We start from the raw sequence: 16976 nt of genomic DNA on the forward strand, positions 1-16976 counted from the left end.
CGGCCCGGGTCGGTGAACCCGTCAGGAGTCGGAGGAGGCCGCTTCCTTGGCCTTCGTGATTCGGGCGCGGCGAATCCACTCGCGGTCGAACCCGATCTCGCGGGCGACCTCGCCGACAGGTTCATTGCGCTCGTCCACGGCCTTGAGAGCGGCGTCAGCGAGCGCCTTACGCGCCTTCTCTTCCGCAGCCATGGCCGCCCTGTAGGCACGGCCGAGCCGTCGCAGATGCCGTCGCAGCTCGTCGTCCATGCCCACATGGTGCCACAGGGCATGCGGCATTACCTGGTGGCCTATGTCCATGGCGACCAGTCTCGCACATTGCGCGCCTCAGCGCATGCCCCATAGTGTGCCTCAGGGTGAGGCATAATGAGAATCGAACACCTGAGTGACCAGGGGGACTGAAGTGGAACGACCCCGAAGACAGGTCCCGCTCCGCACCTGACCAAGAACTACTCACCAACTGGAGCAAGGCACGTGGCAATCGGGGTCATGGAGTGGGTCTGGACTCACTCGAAGGCGAAGAAGGGCTCCCGCCTGACGCTGCTCGCTATCGCGGACTGCGCCAGCGCTGACGGGTCCAACGCCTTCCCCAGCATGGCTGAGCTGATGCGCAAGACCGGGCTGTCGGAGCGGGGCGTACAGGCCGCGGTTTCCGACCTCGAACGGCTGGGAGAACTGGCCGTCGAACGGATCTCCGGCAAGGGCAACCGCTACCGCGTCGTGATGACCTCGGAAGTCAGCCGACCCCCCCAGAATCCGACCCCCGCAGAATCTGCACCCCCGCAGAATCTGCGGGGGGCAGAAGATGCACCCCCGCAGAATTCGCACCCCGCAGAATCTGCCCCGACCCCCGCAGAATCTGCGGGCGTAACCGTCACAGAACCGTCAGGTTGTTCTCTTCCTACGGAAGAGAACAAAGACGCGCGTACGCGTGATAGCACCTCCGGCGACTCCTCGAAGCCGAAACGCAAAAGAGCGACCAAGTCCGAGATGGACGAGCGGGAGCGGCAAGCGCAAGACCTCACGACGAAGTTCTTCGAGCGCTACGAGACCGCTCAGCAGTTCATCGCGATCCGGCAGGTGCTCCGCGGCGCGCTCGGCAACGGCATCAGCCGCGACAACCTAGCCCGCGCCATCGACCGTCTCGGACGCGAAGGCAAGCCCATCTCCGGCGCGAGCATCCAGTTCGTGCTCGGCCAATTCGCCGAAGAACAGCAGCGGCGCAACGGGCACCCGCGCGGCGCATCCCACGGTCAACGCGTCACCACACCCCCCAGGACCAGCCCCCGTAACCGATGGATGGAGCGAGAATGATCGACGACGAAAGCCAGCTCGAACCGCACGACATCCAAGCCGAGATGTCGGTCCTCGGTGCCATGCTGTGGTCGCAGGCCGCCACCGAGAAGTGCCTGGCTACCCTGTCGACGGGCGACTTCTACCGCGGCGGACACAAGGTCATCCACGAGGCGATCCTGGCGATCGTCCGCGACGGCAGGCCGGTCGACGCCACGACGGTGCTGGCCCACCTCATGGACAGCGGCCTGCTGGACAAGGCGGGAGGCGCCGCCTACCTGCACACCGTCATGGCCGCCTGCCCCACCCCGGCCAACGTCACCCACTACGCGCGGATCGTCCGCGGCCACGCCGTCCGCCGCCGCCTCATGACCGCCGGCAGGCGGATCGTGCAGCGCGCGATGGGCACGAATGGCGAGGACGCCCACGGCTTGACCGAGGCCGCTCTGCGAGAGCTCGAAGAGGTCCGCGACTTCGAGCTCGGCGAAGACGACATCGACACGCAGACGATCGGCCAGTTCCTCGCCGTTGAGGATGAGGCGTACGACTGGATCGTGCCCGGCCTGCTGGAGCGCGGCGACCGCATGATCCTTACTGGGACGGAAGGGCTCGGCAAGTCGACCCTGTTCAGGCAGCTCGCTGTCACGATTTCCGCGGGCATCCACCCGTTCAAGCACACGCCGATCCAGCCTCACCGAGTGCTGGTCCTTGACGTCGAGAACACCGCCACCCAGGTCCGGCGCAAACTGCGCCCGATGGTCGCCCAGGCGAACCTTCAAGGGCACCCCATCGAAGAGACGAACCTGTGGCTGGAGATCCGCCCGGAAGGTCTCGACCTCGCCAACGACCGGGACCTGTCGTGGCTGATGCGCCGTATCGCGCTCATCCAGCCCGACGTGGTGTTCCTCGGCCCGCTCTACCGGCTCGCCCCGCGGGCGCTCAACAGCGACGACGAGGTGGCGCCGATCCTCGCCGCCTTGAACATGATCCGCGCCCGCGGCGCCTGCGTCCTCCTCGAAGCTCACGCCGGCCACGCGCTCGGCGCGGGCGGTCGGCGCGACCTGCGCCCCCGCGGCTCGTCGGCACTGCTCGGCTGGCCCGAGTTCGGCTACGGCATCCGGCGCGCGGACCTGAAGGACGCGACCGCGAGCCGGGTGGTGGATGTCGAGTCGTGGCGCGGCGACCGTGACGAGCGTGACTGGCCGGAGCGGCTGACCGCGGGCGGGGCGTGGCCGTGGACGGAAGCGCTCATCGGTTTCGACGAGCAGAAGAACTGGACCCCGACCAGCGCATTGGAGAAGACGGCATGAGCATCTACCCGCCCGAGACCACGGCCGCGCTGCTGAAAATGCGGGAGGAGTGGCTCCGAGTCGTCGCCATCCCGAGTAAGCACGGCGGCTTCGACATCGCCGTGGTGATCGACGGCTCCTATGACGCCACCTACTACGACCCGACCGACGTGGCGAAGGGCTGGCTGAATCGAATCGGCGAAGCGCTGGCCAGGGACGGCCTGCCACTCGGCGTGCCGATCAACGCCTGCTCTGGCCGGGCCACGGTGTTCGGCGGCGACGAGGCGGAGGCGGCGTTGTGACTATCAAACCGATCGAGACTCATTACGCCGGCTGCCGCTTCAGGTCTCGCCTGGAGGCCCGATGGGCGGTGTTCTTCGACAAACTCGGTATCGCCTGGGAGTACGAACCTCAAGGGTTCATGATCGATGCCGTTCTGTACTTGCCTGACTTCTACCTCCCAGAACAGAAGCTCTGGATCGAAGTGAAGGGTGCCGACCCGGCCAAATCCGACCCAGAAGGCTATGAGCGGTGGTACGCCTTCGCCGAGAAGATCGTTCATTTCGGCGATCGGGCGGCCCTGTTCTCGGGCAGCATCCCCACAGCTCACAGCCTTGAGAGGCTCGTCGACAACCCCGGCAATCGGGGGCTGAAGATCGAAGTCTTCGGCGATGAGGGTTACGAGTGGTGTGTGTGTAGCTCTGGGCGCCACTTCGACATTCAGCACGGGGGGCGTAACGAGCGGATCGAATGCGGATGCCCTGGATTTGTCCAGGGGGGCCGCTGGCTGCCAGGGACGGATCGCTATGAGCCCGTGATCGAAGAGGCCTACCGCGCCGCCCGCTCTGCCCGTTTCGAGCATGGCGAGTCCGGATGACCTCGCCGGCTTCCCCTCCACCCCCTGACTCCCGACCCGAGGAGGACCCCGTGCCCGTCCCTGTCCTGTCCGACACCACCGAAGAGACCGACACCACCGAGGAGAAGATCCGTGACTGACACCAAGATCGCCACCGCTGTGGACGTGATCCGCCGCGCCATCGCCGACCCCGGCACGCACACCCCGCGCGGAGACAACTACAGCGAGCCGCTGCCGTCGTGGCAGGCGCGAGAGATCCTCGCCGCGCTGGAAGCGCACGGCCTGGCCGTCGTGAACCGCGCCGCCGCCGACGATGCCCACGCGGCGGAACGCGCCCAGTCCATGGCCGAACTGCGCGCCATGGTCGCCGAGGTGCGCGACATCCACACCGAGTTCAAGATCTACGAGGAGTGCAGGCACGCCGAGCACGACGACGGCACGCCCACGGTCGTGGTGAACGACCTGGGCGAGGTGTGCGCGTCCGGCTACCTGTACTCGATCTGCCGGGCGTGCTGCGCTCCGGGCGACTCCCAGACCGAGGACTGCGCCGACAACCACGACCACGCCGAGTGCTGGCCGTGCGTGACCCGGCAGGCCGTGGACGAGCCCGTGACCGGCTCCGGGCGTGGGGGCGAGGTGTTCGCCCGATGAGCACCGAAGACGTATGCGGAGCGGTTAGCGAGCACGGGGACGTGTGCGGGCTCCCACCCCACGACGCGGGCCTGTGCCGGTCCAAAGAGCCCCGCAAGCACGTGTCCTCCCCGGAGAAGGAGGGCAGGTCGTGGCGCTGGTACCGGAACGCCGCCGTCGCCTGGAACGCCGCCCACCCGGTCGGCACACCGGTCCTGGCGTGGCCTGGGACCCGAGACGACGAGCCGCTGGTGACTCGTACCCGCACCCCGGCGTGGACGCTCGGCCATGGTGCCGCCGTGGTGTCGGTCGAAGGCCGGACGGGTGGCATCGCCCTGACCCACATCGAGCCCGTCGAGGAGGTGCCCCGTGCCTGACCTGATCGGCTACGTGGTGATCGAGTACAACCAGGCTTCCCGCCTGCCGGGCCTGACCGACGCCCCGACCTTGCACACGAGCGAGGAGTCCGCAGCGGTCGAGATGCGGGGCCTCGCCGGTGAGGCCGCCGCGACGGGCCGCCGGGAGCGGTACGCGCTGGCCGAGGTCCACCTGATCGAACGGGAGGGCGACGGCGATGTGGCGTAGGTCGAGCTTCTGTAATGGGGCGTCCTCCTGCGTGGAGGTGAAGACCCTCCCGGACGGCAGCGTCCTGATGCGGGACGGCAAAGACCCTGACGGGCCGACGCTGCGATTCACGTACGGCGAGTGGTGCGCGTTCGTGGCGGGAGTGGTGGCCGGCGAATTCGACCTCGACGCGCTCTTCCCGGATGGGGCTGGAGAGCGCCCAGCGTCCACGGTGGCGGGAGAGAAGCCCGTCCGGCTCCCCGGCTAAGGGGCGGGCTCTCTGGACTCGTTAGCGGCTCTCTGGGCCTCTCGGGTCGCTCTGGAGTTCGGGGAACCCGCCTGTAACACCCCATGAAGATCCATCACCGACAGGAAAGGCAAACCAGTGTTCGACCTTCGCATGGCAGATCTACGCAAGATCAACTCGCTGACGAAGTACCCGTCCATCCCCACCCACCACGCTCTCGATCCGAAGAACGGCGGGCTCTTCGAAGAGCCCGCCGCCTACACCGGGACCGTGATCGGCACCGAGAAGGTCGACGGCACCAACGGGCGGATCATCCTCCTGCCGGACGGAGAATGGCTGATCGGCTCCCGCGAAGACCTGCTCACCGCTTCCGGCGACATCGTCCACAACCCGGCCCTCGGGATTGTGGACGCGCTCCGTCCCGTCGCCGAGAAGGCGGCCACGATCGGCGTAGGCGGATTCGGCGAGATGCTGGTGTTCTACCTGGAGGTGTACGGCTCCAAGCAGCTCCCGGCATGGAAGCACTACGGCGCCGGCGAGCCCGCCCACCGGCTGTTCGATGTGGCGTCCATCCCGGACGACATGTTCGCGTGGGACATCGACCGCATCGCCTCTTGGCGGCAGCATGGCGGACAGGACTTCGCCTCGGAGCGGGTCCTCAACGAACTCGCCGAGCGGATCGGCGTGGACGTGACGCCCCGCCTGTTCGAGATTGACGGCGCCGACCTGCCCGCCGACATCGAGGGCATGCGCCGCTTCATGGACGGCTACCGGTCCACGCTGGTTGCCACCTCGGGAGAGCCGGGCCTCAACGAGGGCATCGTCCTGCGCGCCCCCGACCGAAGTGTGATCTCCAAGGCCCGCTTCCAGGACTACGACCGCACCCTGAAGCGGCGCAGCCAGGCGGCGAAGCGGCCCGAGAAGGTGTCCCGGTGAGCGGTCCCATCGTGCCCGGCCCTACACGCCAAACAAGATCGATTCTCGAAGGAGTCTCCACCATGCACAAGATCGTCATCCTCCGCTGGGACGGCCGCATCACCACCGCCAGCGGCAGCGCCCTCCCTGACGCCGCCGCCCGGATCGTCGACCACGCCGTCAACGCCGACGACCACGCGGAGGGCGAGACCGAGACCGTGTGGATCGCCCACGGCGAGCTCGACGTCGAGCCCTACGAGGTGGCGCGCGAGGACGCCGACCACCTGATCAGGATGCTGTGGGACGCCGACAAGGAAGCCCACGGGGCGGGCCAGGAGTGAGCGGGGTGGTGCCGTCCGGGCGGGCTACTCGGCGGAGGGTTGGCCTTTCTTGAACGCCGGGATCTTGTGCTCCTCGCGGATGCGCCTGATGTATGCGCCCTTGAACGGCGAATCCTCTTCGGCCTCCGCTGGGCGTACGCCGCCGCGCAATCCCGTGACGATGGCCTCGATCAGCTCGTCTCGGGCTTGTTTGTGCGCCCGCTCGGTGCGCCGGTACTTGCGCGTGGCTGCGCGGATCTCCTCGCGCAGCGCCTCAGTTGCGTCGTCGTTCATACGCACCAATGTAGCGCAAACCCCTTGCGCTACACCAGAGATAGCGCTAGTGTGTAGCGCATAAGGAAAGCGCAACGCAGGGAGACGAAATGACCGCCACCGACACGATCACCGTCGAGGACCGGATCCGCTCCGCCTACCGGATCATGAGCGACTACACCCCCGGCACCTACGTCTCCCTGGTCAACATCCGCCTCTGGCTGCAGGACCTGCCCGTCGAGGAGCAGGACGCGGCGCTGCGCCGGCTGGAGCGCTGCCCGGACGTGGACCTGGTCCCGGAGTCGAACCAGAAGACCCTCACCCCGGCCCGGCGGGCGGCGGCGGTGGTGATCGGGATGCAGGACAAGCACCTGATCTGGATCGCCGCCTAGCAGTCCCCAGGGCCCCCGATAAGGGGCCCAGCCCCACCCCCCCTCTCGATGACCAGGAGTCACCGATGAACATCCCCGTACGTAGAGCGCGCCTCGCGTTGATCGCCCGCGCCGTCGCCTGGCTTGACGGCACGCCCAGAGATGAGGTTGCCCGTCAACTCGTCTCCGACCCGTCCATCAGGCTCCGCAACGAGTGGCGCACCGACCCTGCCGCACTGGCGGACCACCTGCGGGCGTGCGACATGGATTCGGAGCCCGCCGCCTTCTTTGGCGCGTTCAAGGCTGCCCAGAACGTCCTCCTGACCGCCGGTCTGCCGTACATGCCCGACGACGACACCTGACCCTCCCGGCCCCGGCCCACCACGCCGGGGCCACCCCTCTCCCCAGCCCGACCGGCAGTCACCCGGGTTCGAGACCCGGGACGGGCGCGAGCAACAACCCGACCCCCTGTGAACGGAGCACACGATGCCGAACACCTCCGACACCCAGCACCCCGAGCCTGTCGTGCCCCTGCCCGGCGAGGACTTCGCCGACTGGGCTGCGTCCCTGTCCGACGCCCAGCGTGGCCGTGTGACTTCCGCCGAGCGTGCGGAGCGGTTGATCGAGTCGGCGCGGCACCAGCGGCAGCGCGAGCGGGAGTTGGCCGACCGGTTCGGCTGGCGCTGACCCACCCCGACCTCCCGAACGGAGCACACGATGAGCCACCTGATCCCCCGCACGCCCCGCCAGTTCGTGGCCGCGTTCTTCGAGGGCCTTCGGGTCATCGCCGCCACGGTCCGACCCGCCTGACCCCCGCCGACCCCCGAACGGAGAACACCCGAGATGAAGGCCAAGGACATCAAGCCCGGCACGGTCTACGCCTACCGCCGCAGCCAGTACCAGGAGTTCAAGCCGATCGTCTTCCTCGCCCCGCTCGACTCCGAACACCTCTACACCAGCGCGGCGGACCGGGACGCGACCCGGTTCAAGCCCGTACCGAACGCTGGCAAGCCCAGCAAGGGTTCCTGGAGTATGCCCGCGACCGGGTACGCCGCCGTGTCCACGGCAACGCGGCGCATCGGTGAGGACGCCGCAGGCGCGGATGTCTTCGACGGCGTGACGCTGGACGACTTCCTCCTCGCCGAGTCGAGCACGGACTACGAGCGCGGCCTGGAGTTTGTCGTGGTGTTCAACCTTGGCCACGTCCACGGCCTGTACGCCGACATCATGGCCGCAGAGGAGGAGGAGCGAGCGCGCGATAAAGCCGCCCGCGATGAGATGGACCGCCGTAGGCGCGCCGCCCAGAAGCGCGCGACCGCTCTGGTATCGGCCCTGAAAAGCCACGGTGCGACCGCCCACTGGAACGACCCCGAGCAGCCCGCCTCGCTGGTGCTTTCGTTCGACGAGGTGGACAAGCTTCTCGCCCTGCTGAACCGCTGACCTTCCCTTCCCGGCCCGGTTCTCACCGGGCCGGACCAAACCCCCGAACCGCAAGACCTCAACGACAAGGAGAAGCCCGATGGCCCGCCCTCCCGACGACTACGACCCCGCCGCCGACTTCGCCGCCACCGGGAGCGTCCTGTGCGGCGACTGCGGGACGCGGGTTCGCCCCCGCACTCTGGAATCACTCCCGCCGCACCGATGCGCGGAACGGCAGCGACAGAACCGCGCCGACGCCCCCGAGGAGGACTGACCGATGCCCGAGACCCCCAACGTCCGCCCCGGCCAGGTGTGGATGGACAACGACAAGCGCAGCGAAGGCCGTCGCGTCCGCGTGATCGAGGTGGACGACACCCACGCCACCGTCGTGGGCGTGGACATCCGGGGACTGCCCGACAGCAGGAACCGGGTCGCCGCGCGCCGGACCCGGATCCGGCTCGACCGCTTCCGCCCCACGTCCACCGGCTACCGGCTGGTGGCCGACGCCCCCGAGGAGGACTGACCCATGGGCGACGTGGAAGTCCCCGACTGGCTGCTGCGCACCGCCGTCCGGACATGGCAGAACAACCCGACCCGCGACCTCTCCGAGCGGATGCGCGCCGTCCTGGTCGAGACGCTCACCGAGTACCGCATCGCCTACTGGCCCGAGAAGGACTGACCGATGCCGAAGATCGAAGCGCCGCCCGTCAAGGTAGGCCAAGTGTGGGCCTGCAACAGCATCCGCGAGCAGGGCCGCTCCGTCGAAGTGGTCGCCATCCGCGATGACTGCGCCGTCGTCAAGACCCTCACCGACTCTGAAACCGTCCGGCGCGAGCTGGACGCCAACGAACGGTGCCGGCTCGCGGGCTCTGAGGCGCTGCCGTTCCCGAACGCCCGCAGCAGGGTCGGCCAGGTGACGCACATCCGCCTGAGCCGGATGCGGCCCACCATGAACGGCTACCGGCTTGCAGCGGACGCGGCAGTGGTGACGGACGACGCTCTCGCGAACCTGATCGCCTCACAAGCCGAGGAGGGCTGAGCTGTGGCTGACACCCCGAAGCGCATCCAGAGGCGCCGCACGAAGGGCTACCGCCTCCCCGAGGGTGCGGTGATCGAGCAACCTCACCTGATACTCAACCTCGGCGAGCTGGCCGGTAAGGACCTGGCGTGCTTCTGCCCGCTTCCCGCCGAGGGGGAGCCGGACCGTTGCCACGCCGCTCTACTGCTGAGCCTCGCGAACGGAGACCCCGATGCCTGACCAGGAGCACCCCCTCACCTGCCAGTGGTGCCGCAACCAGCCCGCCGCTCAGGTCATCGTCGCGGACTGGCCTGCCATCGGACGGCACACGTCTCTCGTCTGTGATCCGTGCGGAGACAAGGCTGCGTCCGACGTTCGGGGCTCTGCCGTGCTGCTGTTCCGCTACCGCCTCGCCCCGATCAAGGAGAAGGCCGATGCCCGACCTTCCTCCTGAGGCTCTACAGGCTGCCGATGCCGCCTACGGGTGCGCGTACATGTCAGGTGTCCCTCACGAGGAGATGGCCCGCGTGGTGGCCGAAGCCGCTGCACCGTTCATCGCCGCACAGGCATTGATCCAAGAGCGTCGCCGGGCGATCCGCCTCGTCCGCCTCACTCTGGTCCCGTCCGGCTGTGAGCCGACGAAGGACGCCGCCGACCTCATCGACGCCATCAAGGGAGACCTCGATGTCTGAGCCCATGACCCCCGAGGAGTTCGCCTCCTGGCAGGACGACATGAGGTCCTGTCGTGGCCCATCCGAGGAGGAGATCCGCGCCGACGAACGCCGCAAGGTAGCCGAGGAGATCGCCGCCGCGCTGGAAGAGAAGGCCGCCAAGGTCCGGGACGAAGCGCTCGCCTTCTCCGAGGTGCGCGGCATCTCAGAGACGCTGCTCACCCGTTCCGGAGCCCTCACGAACGCAGCCGTGATCGCCCGCGAGATCGGAGAAGCCCGTGACCCCCGCTGAGCTGATCGAGACCGCCCTCCGGGAGCACCTCCGCATCCACCCCCAGGAGCGCGCCACCGCCGCACTCAAGGCCGGAGACCCCATCCCCCCGTCCGGAGGAGAGGCCGCGTACGCCGCCCAGATCGTCCTGGACACGCTGGCCGGCGCAGGCATGGTCGTCCTGCCTGCCCAACTCCTTGACGACCTCACCGACGCCGATCCCTGCTGGTTCGACTTTCGCGGAATCTGCCGGGCTCACGAATTTGCGTCGCTAGAGCCAGGGGAGCGCTGCCCCCATGCTGTGGCTCAAGAGATGCTCGCCGCCCTACCCGAGAGGACCGACCATGCCGACCGTGACTAGCGATCTCCGGGCAGCGCTCCGGACGCATCGCCGCCGCCGGATGGCGAACGTCAGGCGGCTCGAAGCTCTACGGGACCGCCTCGCTCTGGTGGTCGCGGAGCGTCGCGCGACTTTGCTGGACATCCTCTATGGGCGAGACGAGGCCGAGGAGGACGACCATGACTGATCTGACCTCTTGCGTGTTCTGCGACATCCTCGCAGGGGAAGCGCCCGCGACGATCGTCCGCTCCTGGTCTACCGCCATCGCCATCAAGCCGCTCAACCCGGTGACCGAAGGCCACACGCTGGTGATCCCCGCCACCCACGTACGGGACGTGACGGAGGACCCGGAAGTGTCGGCGATGACGATGGAGGTCGCCGCCGAGTACGCCGCTGGGGTCGGCCCCTGCAACGTGATCACCTCTGTAGGGCGTGAGGCCACCCAAACCGTGTTCCACCTGCACATTCACGTGGTCCCCAGAAGGGCAGAAGACGGGCTGGCGCTGCCGTGGAGCCCTTCCGTCCCTTCCGGCATGCTGCCGGTCCCCAGGTGGGCCGTGAAGATCCTCACTGGCCCCGCGACGATCCAGGAGAAGTGCTTAGCCCAAGACGCGCTGAGAGACGCCCTCAACGCCCAGGAGGCGGGCCGTGGCTGACGCTCCCGCCCCCTGCCCTCGCGCGGACCTCCACACCGCCGCCCCATCCGGCTACCTGGCGTGGCACGAGTGGGCTGAGGCAATGTCCCGCACCCACCGTCAGCGCCCCTGCCCCGGCTGCCATCGGGTGTCCGTCTGGGTTCCGACCATGCCCACGTGCGCTCTGCCTCCCACGGAGCGGGCGTGCGTGGCGGTTCGGGGGATGGTCGTATGAGCGACGACCTCCGCGCCGCCCTAGACGTCCACACGGGACACGAGCCGGCGCGACCGCGCCACACTGGACCAGAGGAGGTCCCCCATGTCGAACCCTGACGGTGTGCTGGAAGCGATCGACGCCTGCCTGAACGACTCGCTCTCACCGGACGCGATGAGGTGGGCGCCAGACGAGCCGGACCCGACACCGGAAGACCGGATGCCGGATGACGTCGCGCTGGCGCATCTCCTCTCGCGCGGGTGGCCCATCCTCGACCCGCGCCCCGTCCACGTCGTTCCTGCTGATGGGGAGAGCTATTGGAGCCCGATCACCGGCGAGACGGCGGTGTGGCCCGAGGGTGCGTGCCCGCGCTGTGGGCGCTGCATGCCGGAGAGCCTCTATCAGTCGCTTCACGAGGGTGAGCCGATCGGCCCCGCCAGGGTCACCTACATGTGCGGGTACGAGGAGCGCGTGTGGAGGAACCGCCGATGACGTGGGTGACCTACCTCGACTTGTTCATGATCGCCCTGTGGGTGCTGGTCGGCTTCCCGGTGCTGGCGTGGGGCTTCTGCTCCCTCCGCACCTACAACCGCGACCTGAAGAGGCTCGAAGCACTCCTGGATGCGCGCCGGGAGCGGTCGTGAACCTGCTCATCCTCGCCGACCCCGCCCCCGACCCCTCCGCAGGGGAGACGCCCACGACGGGCCGCTGCCGCTGCTGCCGTCACAAGCTGGAAGATCCCGTCTCTCTCGCCTACGGGATAGGCCCGGACTGCCGGAAGCGTCTCGGCATCGTCCCGCGCAGGCCCGTACGGGTGACCGGGGTGGAGATGTGGCGGGACTGTGAAGGACAGACTGACCTACTGGAGACCCCTGATGATGAATGAACTGGTGGCGTTCTGCGAGGGGAGACTTGCCGAGGCCGAGCGGTGGGCGCTCGAATCGATCGAGACAATGCCCGGCAGGGCTACGACCTGGCGGGCCATCAAGGTGCGCGACGACGCGGAAGACCACCTCGGCGGCTGGATGCTCTGTTCGACTAACGGGATAGCCCACGTGCTGGGAGCGGGCTCCTACGACGACGACGGCAAGCCCCTCGGCTTCGATCGCGGCACGGTTGAGCACATCGCCGCAAACGATCCCGCGAGCGTGCTCCGCGACATCGAGACCGACCGGAAGCTGATCGCCCGCTACAAGGCAGCCGTAAAGAGCCACGAGGAAGCCCTGAAGGCGCTCCAGGACGCCCGGAAGGCCGGAGCCGAGCCGGGCGAACTTGGGGTCGCAGGAGAGGATCTGGCCGCCGCTCACGCCCGCGCGAGCGCCTACCTGACCGTGCTCGAAGACCGCGCCGCGCGCTTCTTCGACCACCCCGACTACCAGCCCCACTGGAGGCAGCCGTGACCGATGCCCGCGCGCAACTCCAGTACCGCCCCGAAGCGTTCGTCAGGATGCGCCTGGACGAGGCCGAGACGGTCGCTCGCGAGCTGCTGGCCGAGAACCAGGAGGCACGAAGCGGCCTCTCCTCGACGCTCTGGGACGAGGAAGACGCCGAAGCCCGCGCCACCCTCGCCGACGTCGCTTCGAAGCGCAGGGTGCTCGACATCATCCAGCCCGACCTGGACACGGGCGTGCAGGTGTTCAGCCCCGAGCGCGACGGGTTCGAGCAGTGGGGCAAGGCGTACCTGATCGCGTGCGCTCTCGCGTCCAGATGGGCCGACCACGAGGACTACAGCCACAAGTGGGAGAGCCCATGACCCACGCCTACCTGTCGTCCGCCTGCCACCATGAGCAGGCGGACGACGACCCTGCCCTGCACGGCGCATGTCGGGCCACGTGCAAGCACTGTTCGGCGCGATGCTCGTGTCCGCGCCACCCGGACGCTGACGACGCCCCGGCCGTCTCCTGGGTCGACCAGGCCCGCGAGATAGCCGGCGCACTGCACGCCGCGATCCGGCCGGGGGATATGCCGCCTGTGCTCGCTGAGCGGATCACCACCGACCCTGCCCTGTTCTGGCTGCGCGGAGAGGTGCAGCCGCCCGGACAGTGGACTCCTGACCCCCTGGAGGAGACGTGACCGACCCCGTAGACGAGCTTCTCGAACAGGCGCGGCAAGCCGGCGTGACCCTGGACCCGCCCCAGCTCGAATGGCTCGACCGGATGCGGCGAGAGCATGGCGAGGAAGTCCAGTTCGAACTGTGGAAGCTCCCGAAGGAGGGCCAGTGACCATGGACATGCTGTCCTGGCTACGGCAGCAGATCGAGACCAGAAAGGCGCTCGCCGAGTCCGCCTCGCCGTGGCCCTGGTCCGCCAACGCTGAGCATGACGAGGTGCTGGCCGTGGACGGCGAGCGGGTCGCTGACGGATTCGCGTTGAGCGGCAACCAGCTCCGCAACACCGTGGACCACATCGTGTTCAACGACCCGCAGCAGATCATCGCCGACTGCAAAGCGGCCATGGCGATCTTGGAGGAGTGTGCGAAGTACTTCGGCGGCGAGCACCACGAACTGATGTGGCGCGCCTCCAACCTCGCGCGCCGGGTGGTCGCCGATCTCGCCAAGGCGTACGGGTGGACTCCCGAGAGGACCGCGTCATGCCCTTCGTAGCGCCGATCCGCATTTACACGCTCGATGATGGCTCGACAGACGCCCTGCTCGTCCTCGAAGATCCGGGCGTGTGCGTGGTGGATGGGGAGACCGGCACCTACCGTCCAGCGGGACCGGACGACTACCCCCTGATCATGCTCGACCTTGGCGAGCCCTACGAGACCCCGGACGGGCCATGACCCAGATTGCTAAGCGAGAGCCCGAGCCGCTCACGGGCCGCATCATGGCTGCCGGTGACCACTACCGGGGCAGGTTCGCCGCCTACGAAGCGCCGGCCGACGCGATCCCGATCCGCTGCCCCATCCTCGAAGAGGACAACTACTGCCAGTGGGCGCAAGCGTGGGATACGCCAGACGAGTGCCGAGACGCTCAGGTGACACACGCCCGCGATGGGCACAACCACCCGAACCCGGAAGCGGTCGCGCATGATCAGTGGGGCCGCTGGTGAAAGCGCAGGTGGCTAGAATGCGACCTGCGACGATAGAGATAGATCGGTCTTGAATGCGAGAGCGGCCTCCCGCACCACCGGGAGACCGTCCCTGCCACCGCAAACCCTCCGCCACCACCAGCCTCAGGTCTCCCGACCAGCGTAGTCCTCGGGGGAGGCCGACATGTCCAGGTATTGGGTACATTCCGATCCGACCAGCGGCAGCATCGACGAAGGCCAGCGGGAGTGCGCCCGCGCCGAAAGGTGCTCTGACCCTCGCCTCGCCACCGAGAGCGGCAAGACGGTCCGCCGCCCGGCTCTCACCTACCAGCCGTTCTGCCCCGTAGACCGCCAAGCCGTCGCCAAGGCCCTCCACGACCTTCCCGAACTGTGGGTGCGCGTCCACCAGCGCCTCGACAAGTCGTTCGCCACCGCCATGGGCGGCCCCGTCGTCGCCGTCTCCAAGACCGCGCCCGTCCCCATCCACCTCGGTGCCGACGAGCTCCTGCGGCTCGTCCTGGCCGTGCTCGTCTCGTGGGAGGAGCGGGTGAGGGACGTGGCCCGCCTCGCCCCGCTCGACACCCACAAGAGCCGCTACCGCCGCGACGGGGCGGTCCTCACGCAGGCGTGGACGATCCTCGCCGCCCACCTCGACGCCCTGTTGGCGTTGCCGGCCGACATGATGGCCCGCGGCGACACCCTCGAAGAACTCGACGGCGCGGGTGCCGGCCTGGAACTGCTCGACCTGGCGCACCGCTGTCGCCGTCTGCTGACCGATAACCGCCAGCCTGCCCGTCACTTGTCCGGGGTGTACTGCGACTGCGGCTTCCCGGAGCTGTATGAGGCGCTGGACGACGACGGGCAGATGTCGGGGGCGGAGTGCCGCCAGTGCCGCAGCGGCTACGACATGGACGCCTACAGGGCTCTGCTCGCTGACCGGGCCGAGCCGGTCAAGTCGTACCGGCGGCGGACGTTGCAGCCCGCCGTAGGGGACGACTGGACGGCCCGCAGGGCGTGATCGTGGGGGAGACTGGGAGGGTCATGTGCGCCACTGTCCCTCCCGCTCCTGTCCACGTGTACCCGAGAGAGGGAGGCGTGGACGTGGTGCCGCATGTCCTGCCGCTGTGGGTGCCCGAAGAGGCGTACGGGCTCACCGTGGGGGAGTGGCTGGGGATCGATCGCCGCGACGGTGACGACTTCCGGAGTGTCTGAGTGGACAAACCGCTGACCAGCGTGTATCAAATGAGGTGATCGTGGTACTTCCAGCCCTCGAACGCGTCTGCGTCGGGGGCTTTCGCGTGTCCGGGAGGTGTTCCGGCGTGCGGTATGAGCCCATCACGATCGACGAGGCGGCCGAACGCCTTGACCGGCTGCCGCGAACCGTTCGGACGTGGGCATCCCGCTACCGCGCTCGCCATCTGCGGAAGGTCGGGAAGACGTCGTACTACGACTGGCTCGACCTCGCGACCATCGCCCGCCACCTCCATGTCGGCGAGTCTGTGCCGCCGACTCCTGAGGCTCGTGACGCGATGCGCCGGCGAACCGCGGCCTAGACACCGCTAGACATCCCAAGAGCGGCGCACCCCTGTGCCCCCGTGTGGGGGTGCGCCTCGGCTCCGCAGGCGTCCCCTGTCGCCGCGTCGAGCCCCACCCTGGTCCGGCTGGTGGCTGGCGAGGTTGCCAGCCGGACCTCAAAATCGTGCGCGCCTCGCGCTGAAGCTGGGGGGTTGCAGCGTGAGGCGCGCACATTCAACCCCCTGCAACCCCCTTGGAGATCCCGTGTCGATCAGAACTGAGACCCGCTTCTTCGTCGCCTGCGACGGAGTGTGCGGGATGGAGTACCACGTCCAGACTGATGACTCCGCCCTCGCTGCCCGCATTTCCGCTGGGATGGCAGGCTGGCGTCACATCTCAGCGAGGCCCGGCGGCAAGAGCGGCAAGGGCAAGCGCCTTGCGTCCGATCTGTGCCCGGACTGCGCCGAAGCCAAGGGGCAGGGCTGATGGTCAGCGACGACGCCTACGAGGCGCTACGCAGGGACGTGCAGGCCATGTACGCCAGGGTCGGGGAGGCGCTCGCCGCGCTACGCCCCACCTCCCCGGACCCGCGAGACGAGCAGATCGACGCCCAACGCTTGGAGATCGCCCGCTTGCGCGCGATCGTCACCCGCATCATCTACATCCCGCGAGAGCCTCACGCCAGCGAGCAGGAAGGCGAGCTAGGGCGGGCGTACCTGCGTGGCTGGCAGTCGGTGAGGGCTCTCATCGACAAGGCGCTGCTGCCGGAAGAGGAGCAGGGCTGATGGGCGGCGAGACGAGACCGAAGTGGGTCACCGTCCTGCACGGCTTCTGGCTGATCTTCGCTCTCCCGGCGCAGAGCTACGCGGCGAAGTTCTGCAAGTTCTGGATCGTGGCCGGGTGCGTGTTCCTTGTCCTGGAGGCTGCGGCTCCCGGAGTTGGCGAATCGTACCTGTCGCGGGCGTATCTGGCGGACGTCGCCGATGCGGTCGTGGACGTCATGGTCTGGTATCTGGCGCTGTGGTTCGTGCGAGAGCGGGACGAGGCTCGCGCTGAGGTGAAGGCGCTAGACGCCGCCCACCGCTGATCAAGACTTCCGCGTAACG

The 16976-nt window shown here is 68.3% G+C and carries 41 protein-coding genes; 39 read left to right on the forward strand and 2 right to left on the reverse strand.

Going from position 1 to position 16976, the window contains the following annotated elements; all coding sequences use genetic code 11:
- Positions 1–21 precede the first annotated feature (21 nt).
- Positions 22–249, reverse strand: a complete 228-nt coding sequence (locus tag ACQEUU_RS36600) for a hypothetical protein (RefSeq protein ID WP_433075285.1) — start codon at positions 247–249, stop codon at positions 22–24.
- A 240-nt stretch (positions 250–489) separates the two neighbouring features.
- Here ACQEUU_RS36600 and ACQEUU_RS36605 point away from each other — a divergent pair, with 240 nt between their 5' ends.
- The 10 genes from ACQEUU_RS36605 to ACQEUU_RS36650 all read left to right on the forward strand — a co-directional run bounded on the left by ACQEUU_RS36605 (position 490) and on the right by ACQEUU_RS36650 (position 6135).
- The gene (locus ACQEUU_RS36605) at positions 490–1314 is read left to right on the forward strand and encodes a helix-turn-helix domain-containing protein (protein ID WP_433075288.1); all 825 of its coding nucleotides are present in this window, start codon (positions 490–492) and stop codon (positions 1312–1314) included.
- The gene (locus ACQEUU_RS36610) at positions 1311–2603 is read left to right on the forward strand and encodes a DnaB-like helicase N-terminal domain-containing protein (RefSeq protein WP_433075291.1); all 1293 of its coding nucleotides are present in this window, start codon (positions 1311–1313) and stop codon (positions 2601–2603) included. The genes ACQEUU_RS36605 and ACQEUU_RS36610 overlap by 4 nt, the downstream gene beginning before the upstream one ends.
- A complete protein-coding gene (locus ACQEUU_RS36615) occupies positions 2600–2884 on the forward strand; it encodes a hypothetical protein (protein ID WP_433075294.1) in 285 nt (94 codons plus the stop codon). Before ACQEUU_RS36610 ends, ACQEUU_RS36615 begins: the two co-directional genes overlap by 4 nt.
- Positions 2881–3459 (forward strand): hypothetical protein, encoded by a 579-nt coding sequence (locus tag ACQEUU_RS36620; protein WP_433075297.1) that lies wholly within the window; start codon positions 2881–2883, stop codon positions 3457–3459. The genes ACQEUU_RS36615 and ACQEUU_RS36620 overlap by 4 nt, the downstream gene beginning before the upstream one ends.
- Positions 3460–3570: 111 nt before the next feature.
- Positions 3571–4089: a hypothetical protein gene (locus ACQEUU_RS36625; RefSeq protein WP_433075300.1), complete on the forward strand. Its 519-nt coding sequence runs from the start codon at positions 3571–3573 to the stop codon at positions 4087–4089.
- Positions 4086–4445 (forward strand): hypothetical protein, encoded by a 360-nt coding sequence (locus ACQEUU_RS36630; RefSeq protein ID WP_433075303.1) that lies wholly within the window; start codon positions 4086–4088, stop codon positions 4443–4445. The genes ACQEUU_RS36625 and ACQEUU_RS36630 overlap by 4 nt, the downstream gene beginning before the upstream one ends.
- Complete coding sequence (locus ACQEUU_RS36635) at positions 4438–4653, forward strand: hypothetical protein (protein ID WP_433075306.1); 216 nt, start codon at positions 4438–4440, stop codon at positions 4651–4653. Before ACQEUU_RS36630 ends, ACQEUU_RS36635 begins: the two co-directional genes overlap by 8 nt.
- A gap of 37 nt (positions 4654–4690) precedes the next feature.
- On the forward strand, positions 4691–4900 hold the full coding sequence (locus ACQEUU_RS36640) for a DUF397 domain-containing protein (protein WP_433075309.1): 210 nt from the start codon (positions 4691–4693) through the stop codon (positions 4898–4900).
- 132 nt (positions 4901–5032) lie between these two features.
- Complete coding sequence (locus ACQEUU_RS36645) at positions 5033–5815, forward strand: RNA ligase family protein (protein ID WP_433075312.1); 783 nt, start codon at positions 5033–5035, stop codon at positions 5813–5815.
- Between the two features lie 62 nt (positions 5816–5877).
- Positions 5878–6135, forward strand: coding sequence for a hypothetical protein (locus ACQEUU_RS36650; RefSeq protein ID WP_433075315.1), 258 nt, complete (start codon positions 5878–5880; stop codon positions 6133–6135).
- A gap of 24 nt (positions 6136–6159) precedes the next feature.
- Here ACQEUU_RS36650 and ACQEUU_RS36655 read toward each other — a convergent pair whose 3' ends face one another.
- A complete protein-coding gene (locus tag ACQEUU_RS36655) occupies positions 6160–6408 on the reverse strand; it encodes a hypothetical protein (protein WP_433075317.1) in 249 nt (82 codons plus the stop codon).
- A gap of 89 nt (positions 6409–6497) precedes the next feature.
- Between ACQEUU_RS36655 and ACQEUU_RS36660 the strand changes: the two genes are divergently transcribed.
- From ACQEUU_RS36660 to ACQEUU_RS36800, 29 genes are all read left to right on the forward strand, one after another.
- Positions 6498–6779, forward strand: a complete 282-nt coding sequence (locus tag ACQEUU_RS36660; protein WP_433075320.1) for a hypothetical protein — start codon at positions 6498–6500, stop codon at positions 6777–6779.
- A 65-nt stretch (positions 6780–6844) separates the two neighbouring features.
- Entirely contained in the window at positions 6845–7120 is a 276-nt protein-coding gene (locus ACQEUU_RS36665) for a hypothetical protein (protein ID WP_433075323.1), read from the forward strand.
- Positions 7121–7244: 124 nt separating this feature from the next.
- Positions 7245–7445, forward strand: coding sequence for a hypothetical protein (locus tag ACQEUU_RS36670; protein WP_433075325.1), 201 nt, complete (start codon positions 7245–7247; stop codon positions 7443–7445).
- 156 nt (positions 7446–7601) lie between these two features.
- Positions 7602–8198 (forward strand): hypothetical protein, encoded by a 597-nt coding sequence (locus tag ACQEUU_RS36675; RefSeq protein ID WP_433075328.1) that lies wholly within the window; start codon positions 7602–7604, stop codon positions 8196–8198.
- Positions 8199–8277: 79 nt separating this feature from the next.
- Positions 8278–8451, forward strand: a complete 174-nt coding sequence (locus ACQEUU_RS36680) for a hypothetical protein (protein WP_433075331.1) — start codon at positions 8278–8280, stop codon at positions 8449–8451.
- 3 nt (positions 8452–8454) lie between these two features.
- Positions 8455–8700 (forward strand): DUF6354 family protein, encoded by a 246-nt coding sequence (locus ACQEUU_RS36685; protein ID WP_433075334.1) that lies wholly within the window; start codon positions 8455–8457, stop codon positions 8698–8700.
- Between the two features lie 3 nt (positions 8701–8703).
- On the forward strand, positions 8704–8856 hold the full coding sequence (locus tag ACQEUU_RS36690) for a hypothetical protein (RefSeq protein WP_433075337.1): 153 nt from the start codon (positions 8704–8706) through the stop codon (positions 8854–8856).
- A gap of 3 nt (positions 8857–8859) precedes the next feature.
- A complete protein-coding gene (locus tag ACQEUU_RS36695; RefSeq protein WP_433075340.1) occupies positions 8860–9216 on the forward strand; it encodes a hypothetical protein in 357 nt (118 codons plus the stop codon).
- Between the two features lie 3 nt (positions 9217–9219).
- Positions 9220–9435, forward strand: a complete 216-nt coding sequence (locus ACQEUU_RS36700) for a DUF4326 domain-containing protein (RefSeq protein WP_433075343.1) — start codon at positions 9220–9222, stop codon at positions 9433–9435.
- Complete coding sequence (locus ACQEUU_RS36705; protein WP_433075346.1) at positions 9428–9649, forward strand: hypothetical protein; 222 nt, start codon at positions 9428–9430, stop codon at positions 9647–9649. Before ACQEUU_RS36700 ends, ACQEUU_RS36705 begins: the two co-directional genes overlap by 8 nt.
- Entirely contained in the window at positions 9630–9887 is a 258-nt protein-coding gene (locus ACQEUU_RS36710) for a hypothetical protein (RefSeq protein ID WP_433075349.1), read from the forward strand. Before ACQEUU_RS36705 ends, ACQEUU_RS36710 begins: the two co-directional genes overlap by 20 nt.
- Positions 9880–10158, forward strand: a complete 279-nt coding sequence (locus ACQEUU_RS36715) for a hypothetical protein (protein ID WP_433075352.1) — start codon at positions 9880–9882, stop codon at positions 10156–10158. Before ACQEUU_RS36710 ends, ACQEUU_RS36715 begins: the two co-directional genes overlap by 8 nt.
- Positions 10145–10498 (forward strand): hypothetical protein, encoded by a 354-nt coding sequence (locus ACQEUU_RS36720; RefSeq protein ID WP_433075355.1) that lies wholly within the window; start codon positions 10145–10147, stop codon positions 10496–10498. The genes ACQEUU_RS36715 and ACQEUU_RS36720 overlap by 14 nt, the downstream gene beginning before the upstream one ends.
- 158 nt (positions 10499–10656) lie before the next feature.
- Positions 10657–11133 carry an HIT family protein gene (locus tag ACQEUU_RS36725; RefSeq protein WP_433075358.1) on the forward strand — a complete coding sequence of 159 codons (477 nt, stop codon included), beginning with the start codon at positions 10657–10659 and terminating at the stop codon, positions 11131–11133.
- Positions 11134–11449: 316 nt separating this feature from the next.
- A complete protein-coding gene (locus tag ACQEUU_RS36730) occupies positions 11450–11818 on the forward strand; it encodes a hypothetical protein (RefSeq protein ID WP_433075361.1) in 369 nt (122 codons plus the stop codon).
- Positions 11815–11970, forward strand: a complete 156-nt coding sequence (locus ACQEUU_RS36735; protein WP_433075364.1) for a hypothetical protein — start codon at positions 11815–11817, stop codon at positions 11968–11970. The genes ACQEUU_RS36730 and ACQEUU_RS36735 overlap by 4 nt, the downstream gene beginning before the upstream one ends.
- Positions 11967–12212 (forward strand): DUF6011 domain-containing protein, encoded by a 246-nt coding sequence (locus ACQEUU_RS36740; protein ID WP_433075367.1) that lies wholly within the window; start codon positions 11967–11969, stop codon positions 12210–12212. Before ACQEUU_RS36735 ends, ACQEUU_RS36740 begins: the two co-directional genes overlap by 4 nt.
- Positions 12169–12726, forward strand: coding sequence for a DUF6221 family protein (locus ACQEUU_RS36745; RefSeq protein ID WP_433075370.1), 558 nt, complete (start codon positions 12169–12171; stop codon positions 12724–12726). The genes ACQEUU_RS36740 and ACQEUU_RS36745 overlap by 44 nt, the downstream gene beginning before the upstream one ends.
- Positions 12723–13079, forward strand: a complete 357-nt coding sequence (locus ACQEUU_RS36750) for a DUF6221 family protein (protein ID WP_433075373.1) — start codon at positions 12723–12725, stop codon at positions 13077–13079. Before ACQEUU_RS36745 ends, ACQEUU_RS36750 begins: the two co-directional genes overlap by 4 nt.
- Positions 13076–13399, forward strand: coding sequence for a hypothetical protein (locus tag ACQEUU_RS36755; RefSeq protein ID WP_433075376.1), 324 nt, complete (start codon positions 13076–13078; stop codon positions 13397–13399). Before ACQEUU_RS36750 ends, ACQEUU_RS36755 begins: the two co-directional genes overlap by 4 nt.
- Entirely contained in the window at positions 13396–13548 is a 153-nt protein-coding gene (locus tag ACQEUU_RS36760) for a hypothetical protein (protein WP_433075379.1), read from the forward strand. The genes ACQEUU_RS36755 and ACQEUU_RS36760 overlap by 4 nt, the downstream gene beginning before the upstream one ends.
- 2 nt (positions 13549–13550) lie before the next feature.
- A complete protein-coding gene (locus tag ACQEUU_RS36765; RefSeq protein WP_433075467.1) occupies positions 13551–13928 on the forward strand; it encodes a DUF6221 family protein in 378 nt (125 codons plus the stop codon).
- Positions 13916–14107 (forward strand): hypothetical protein, encoded by a 192-nt coding sequence (locus tag ACQEUU_RS36770; RefSeq protein ID WP_433075382.1) that lies wholly within the window; start codon positions 13916–13918, stop codon positions 14105–14107. Before ACQEUU_RS36765 ends, ACQEUU_RS36770 begins: the two co-directional genes overlap by 13 nt.
- Complete coding sequence (locus tag ACQEUU_RS36775; RefSeq protein ID WP_433075385.1) at positions 14104–14376, forward strand: hypothetical protein; 273 nt, start codon at positions 14104–14106, stop codon at positions 14374–14376. Before ACQEUU_RS36770 ends, ACQEUU_RS36775 begins: the two co-directional genes overlap by 4 nt.
- A 163-nt stretch (positions 14377–14539) precedes the next feature.
- Positions 14540–15373 (forward strand): hypothetical protein, encoded by an 834-nt coding sequence (locus tag ACQEUU_RS36780; RefSeq protein WP_433075387.1) that lies wholly within the window; start codon positions 14540–14542, stop codon positions 15371–15373.
- A gap of 301 nt (positions 15374–15674) precedes the next feature.
- On the forward strand, positions 15675–15908 hold the full coding sequence (locus tag ACQEUU_RS36785; protein WP_433075390.1) for a hypothetical protein: 234 nt from the start codon (positions 15675–15677) through the stop codon (positions 15906–15908).
- A gap of 226 nt (positions 15909–16134) precedes the next feature.
- Positions 16135–16356, forward strand: coding sequence for a hypothetical protein (locus tag ACQEUU_RS36790; protein WP_433075393.1), 222 nt, complete (start codon positions 16135–16137; stop codon positions 16354–16356).
- Positions 16356–16655 (forward strand): hypothetical protein, encoded by a 300-nt coding sequence (locus ACQEUU_RS36795; RefSeq protein ID WP_433075396.1) that lies wholly within the window; start codon positions 16356–16358, stop codon positions 16653–16655. The genes ACQEUU_RS36790 and ACQEUU_RS36795 overlap by 1 nt, the downstream gene beginning before the upstream one ends.
- A complete protein-coding gene (locus ACQEUU_RS36800) occupies positions 16655–16957 on the forward strand; it encodes a hypothetical protein (RefSeq protein ID WP_433075399.1) in 303 nt (100 codons plus the stop codon). Before ACQEUU_RS36795 ends, ACQEUU_RS36800 begins: the two co-directional genes overlap by 1 nt.
- The last annotated feature ends 19 nt before the right edge of the window (positions 16958–16976 follow it).

It is taken from the genome of Nonomuraea sp. CA-218870 (assembly GCF_050936535.1).
In the GTDB taxonomy this organism is placed as follows: Bacteria; Actinomycetota; Actinomycetes; order Streptosporangiales; family Streptosporangiaceae; genus Nonomuraea; species Nonomuraea corallina.

What these genes read in the sequence shown, in the direction of transcription:
- ACQEUU_RS36600 (WP_433075285.1), bottom strand. Translation starts at nt 249, where the DNA reads ATGGACGACGAGCTGCGACGGCATCTGCGACGGCTCGGCCGTGCCTAC.
- ACQEUU_RS36605 (WP_433075288.1), top strand. Translation starts at nt 490, where the DNA reads ATGGAGTGGGTCTGGACTCACTCGAAGGCGAAGAAGGGCTCCCGCCTG.
- ACQEUU_RS36610 (WP_433075291.1), top strand. Translation starts at nt 1,311, where the DNA reads ATGATCGACGACGAAAGCCAGCTCGAACCGCACGACATCCAAGCCGAG.
- ACQEUU_RS36615 (WP_433075294.1), top strand. Translation starts at nt 2,600, where the DNA reads ATGAGCATCTACCCGCCCGAGACCACGGCCGCGCTGCTGAAAATGCGG.
- ACQEUU_RS36630 (WP_433075303.1), top strand. Translation starts at nt 4,086, where the DNA reads ATGAGCACCGAAGACGTATGCGGAGCGGTTAGCGAGCACGGGGACGTG.
- ACQEUU_RS36645 (WP_433075312.1), top strand. Translation starts at nt 5,033, where the DNA reads ATGGCAGATCTACGCAAGATCAACTCGCTGACGAAGTACCCGTCCATC.
- ACQEUU_RS36650 (WP_433075315.1), top strand. Translation starts at nt 5,878, where the DNA reads ATGCACAAGATCGTCATCCTCCGCTGGGACGGCCGCATCACCACCGCC.
- ACQEUU_RS36655 (WP_433075317.1), bottom strand. Translation starts at nt 6,408, where the DNA reads ATGAACGACGACGCAACTGAGGCGCTGCGCGAGGAGATCCGCGCAGCC.
- ACQEUU_RS36660 (WP_433075320.1), top strand. Translation starts at nt 6,498, where the DNA reads ATGACCGCCACCGACACGATCACCGTCGAGGACCGGATCCGCTCCGCC.
- ACQEUU_RS36665 (WP_433075323.1), top strand. Translation starts at nt 6,845, where the DNA reads ATGAACATCCCCGTACGTAGAGCGCGCCTCGCGTTGATCGCCCGCGCC.
- ACQEUU_RS36670 (WP_433075325.1), top strand. Translation starts at nt 7,245, where the DNA reads ATGCCGAACACCTCCGACACCCAGCACCCCGAGCCTGTCGTGCCCCTG.
- ACQEUU_RS36675 (WP_433075328.1), top strand. Translation starts at nt 7,602, where the DNA reads ATGAAGGCCAAGGACATCAAGCCCGGCACGGTCTACGCCTACCGCCGC.
- ACQEUU_RS36680 (WP_433075331.1), top strand. Translation starts at nt 8,278, where the DNA reads ATGGCCCGCCCTCCCGACGACTACGACCCCGCCGCCGACTTCGCCGCC.
- ACQEUU_RS36685 (WP_433075334.1), top strand. Translation starts at nt 8,455, where the DNA reads ATGCCCGAGACCCCCAACGTCCGCCCCGGCCAGGTGTGGATGGACAAC.
- ACQEUU_RS36690 (WP_433075337.1), top strand. Translation starts at nt 8,704, where the DNA reads ATGGGCGACGTGGAAGTCCCCGACTGGCTGCTGCGCACCGCCGTCCGG.
- ACQEUU_RS36695 (WP_433075340.1), top strand. Translation starts at nt 8,860, where the DNA reads ATGCCGAAGATCGAAGCGCCGCCCGTCAAGGTAGGCCAAGTGTGGGCC.
- ACQEUU_RS36705 (WP_433075346.1), top strand. Translation starts at nt 9,428, where the DNA reads ATGCCTGACCAGGAGCACCCCCTCACCTGCCAGTGGTGCCGCAACCAG.
- ACQEUU_RS36710 (WP_433075349.1), top strand. Translation starts at nt 9,630, where the DNA reads ATGCCCGACCTTCCTCCTGAGGCTCTACAGGCTGCCGATGCCGCCTAC.
- ACQEUU_RS36715 (WP_433075352.1), top strand. Translation starts at nt 9,880, where the DNA reads ATGTCTGAGCCCATGACCCCCGAGGAGTTCGCCTCCTGGCAGGACGAC.
- ACQEUU_RS36725 (WP_433075358.1), top strand. Translation starts at nt 10,657, where the DNA reads ATGACTGATCTGACCTCTTGCGTGTTCTGCGACATCCTCGCAGGGGAA.
- ACQEUU_RS36735 (WP_433075364.1), top strand. Translation starts at nt 11,815, where the DNA reads ATGACGTGGGTGACCTACCTCGACTTGTTCATGATCGCCCTGTGGGTG.
- ACQEUU_RS36755 (WP_433075376.1), top strand. Translation starts at nt 13,076, where the DNA reads ATGACCCACGCCTACCTGTCGTCCGCCTGCCACCATGAGCAGGCGGAC.
- ACQEUU_RS36765 (WP_433075467.1), top strand. Translation starts at nt 13,551, where the DNA reads ATGGACATGCTGTCCTGGCTACGGCAGCAGATCGAGACCAGAAAGGCG.
- ACQEUU_RS36770 (WP_433075382.1), top strand. Translation starts at nt 13,916, where the DNA reads ATGCCCTTCGTAGCGCCGATCCGCATTTACACGCTCGATGATGGCTCG.
- ACQEUU_RS36775 (WP_433075385.1), top strand. Translation starts at nt 14,104, where the DNA reads ATGACCCAGATTGCTAAGCGAGAGCCCGAGCCGCTCACGGGCCGCATC.
- ACQEUU_RS36780 (WP_433075387.1), top strand. Translation starts at nt 14,540, where the DNA reads ATGTCCAGGTATTGGGTACATTCCGATCCGACCAGCGGCAGCATCGAC.
- ACQEUU_RS36795 (WP_433075396.1), top strand. Translation starts at nt 16,356, where the DNA reads ATGGTCAGCGACGACGCCTACGAGGCGCTACGCAGGGACGTGCAGGCC.
- ACQEUU_RS36800 (WP_433075399.1), top strand. Translation starts at nt 16,655, where the DNA reads ATGGGCGGCGAGACGAGACCGAAGTGGGTCACCGTCCTGCACGGCTTC.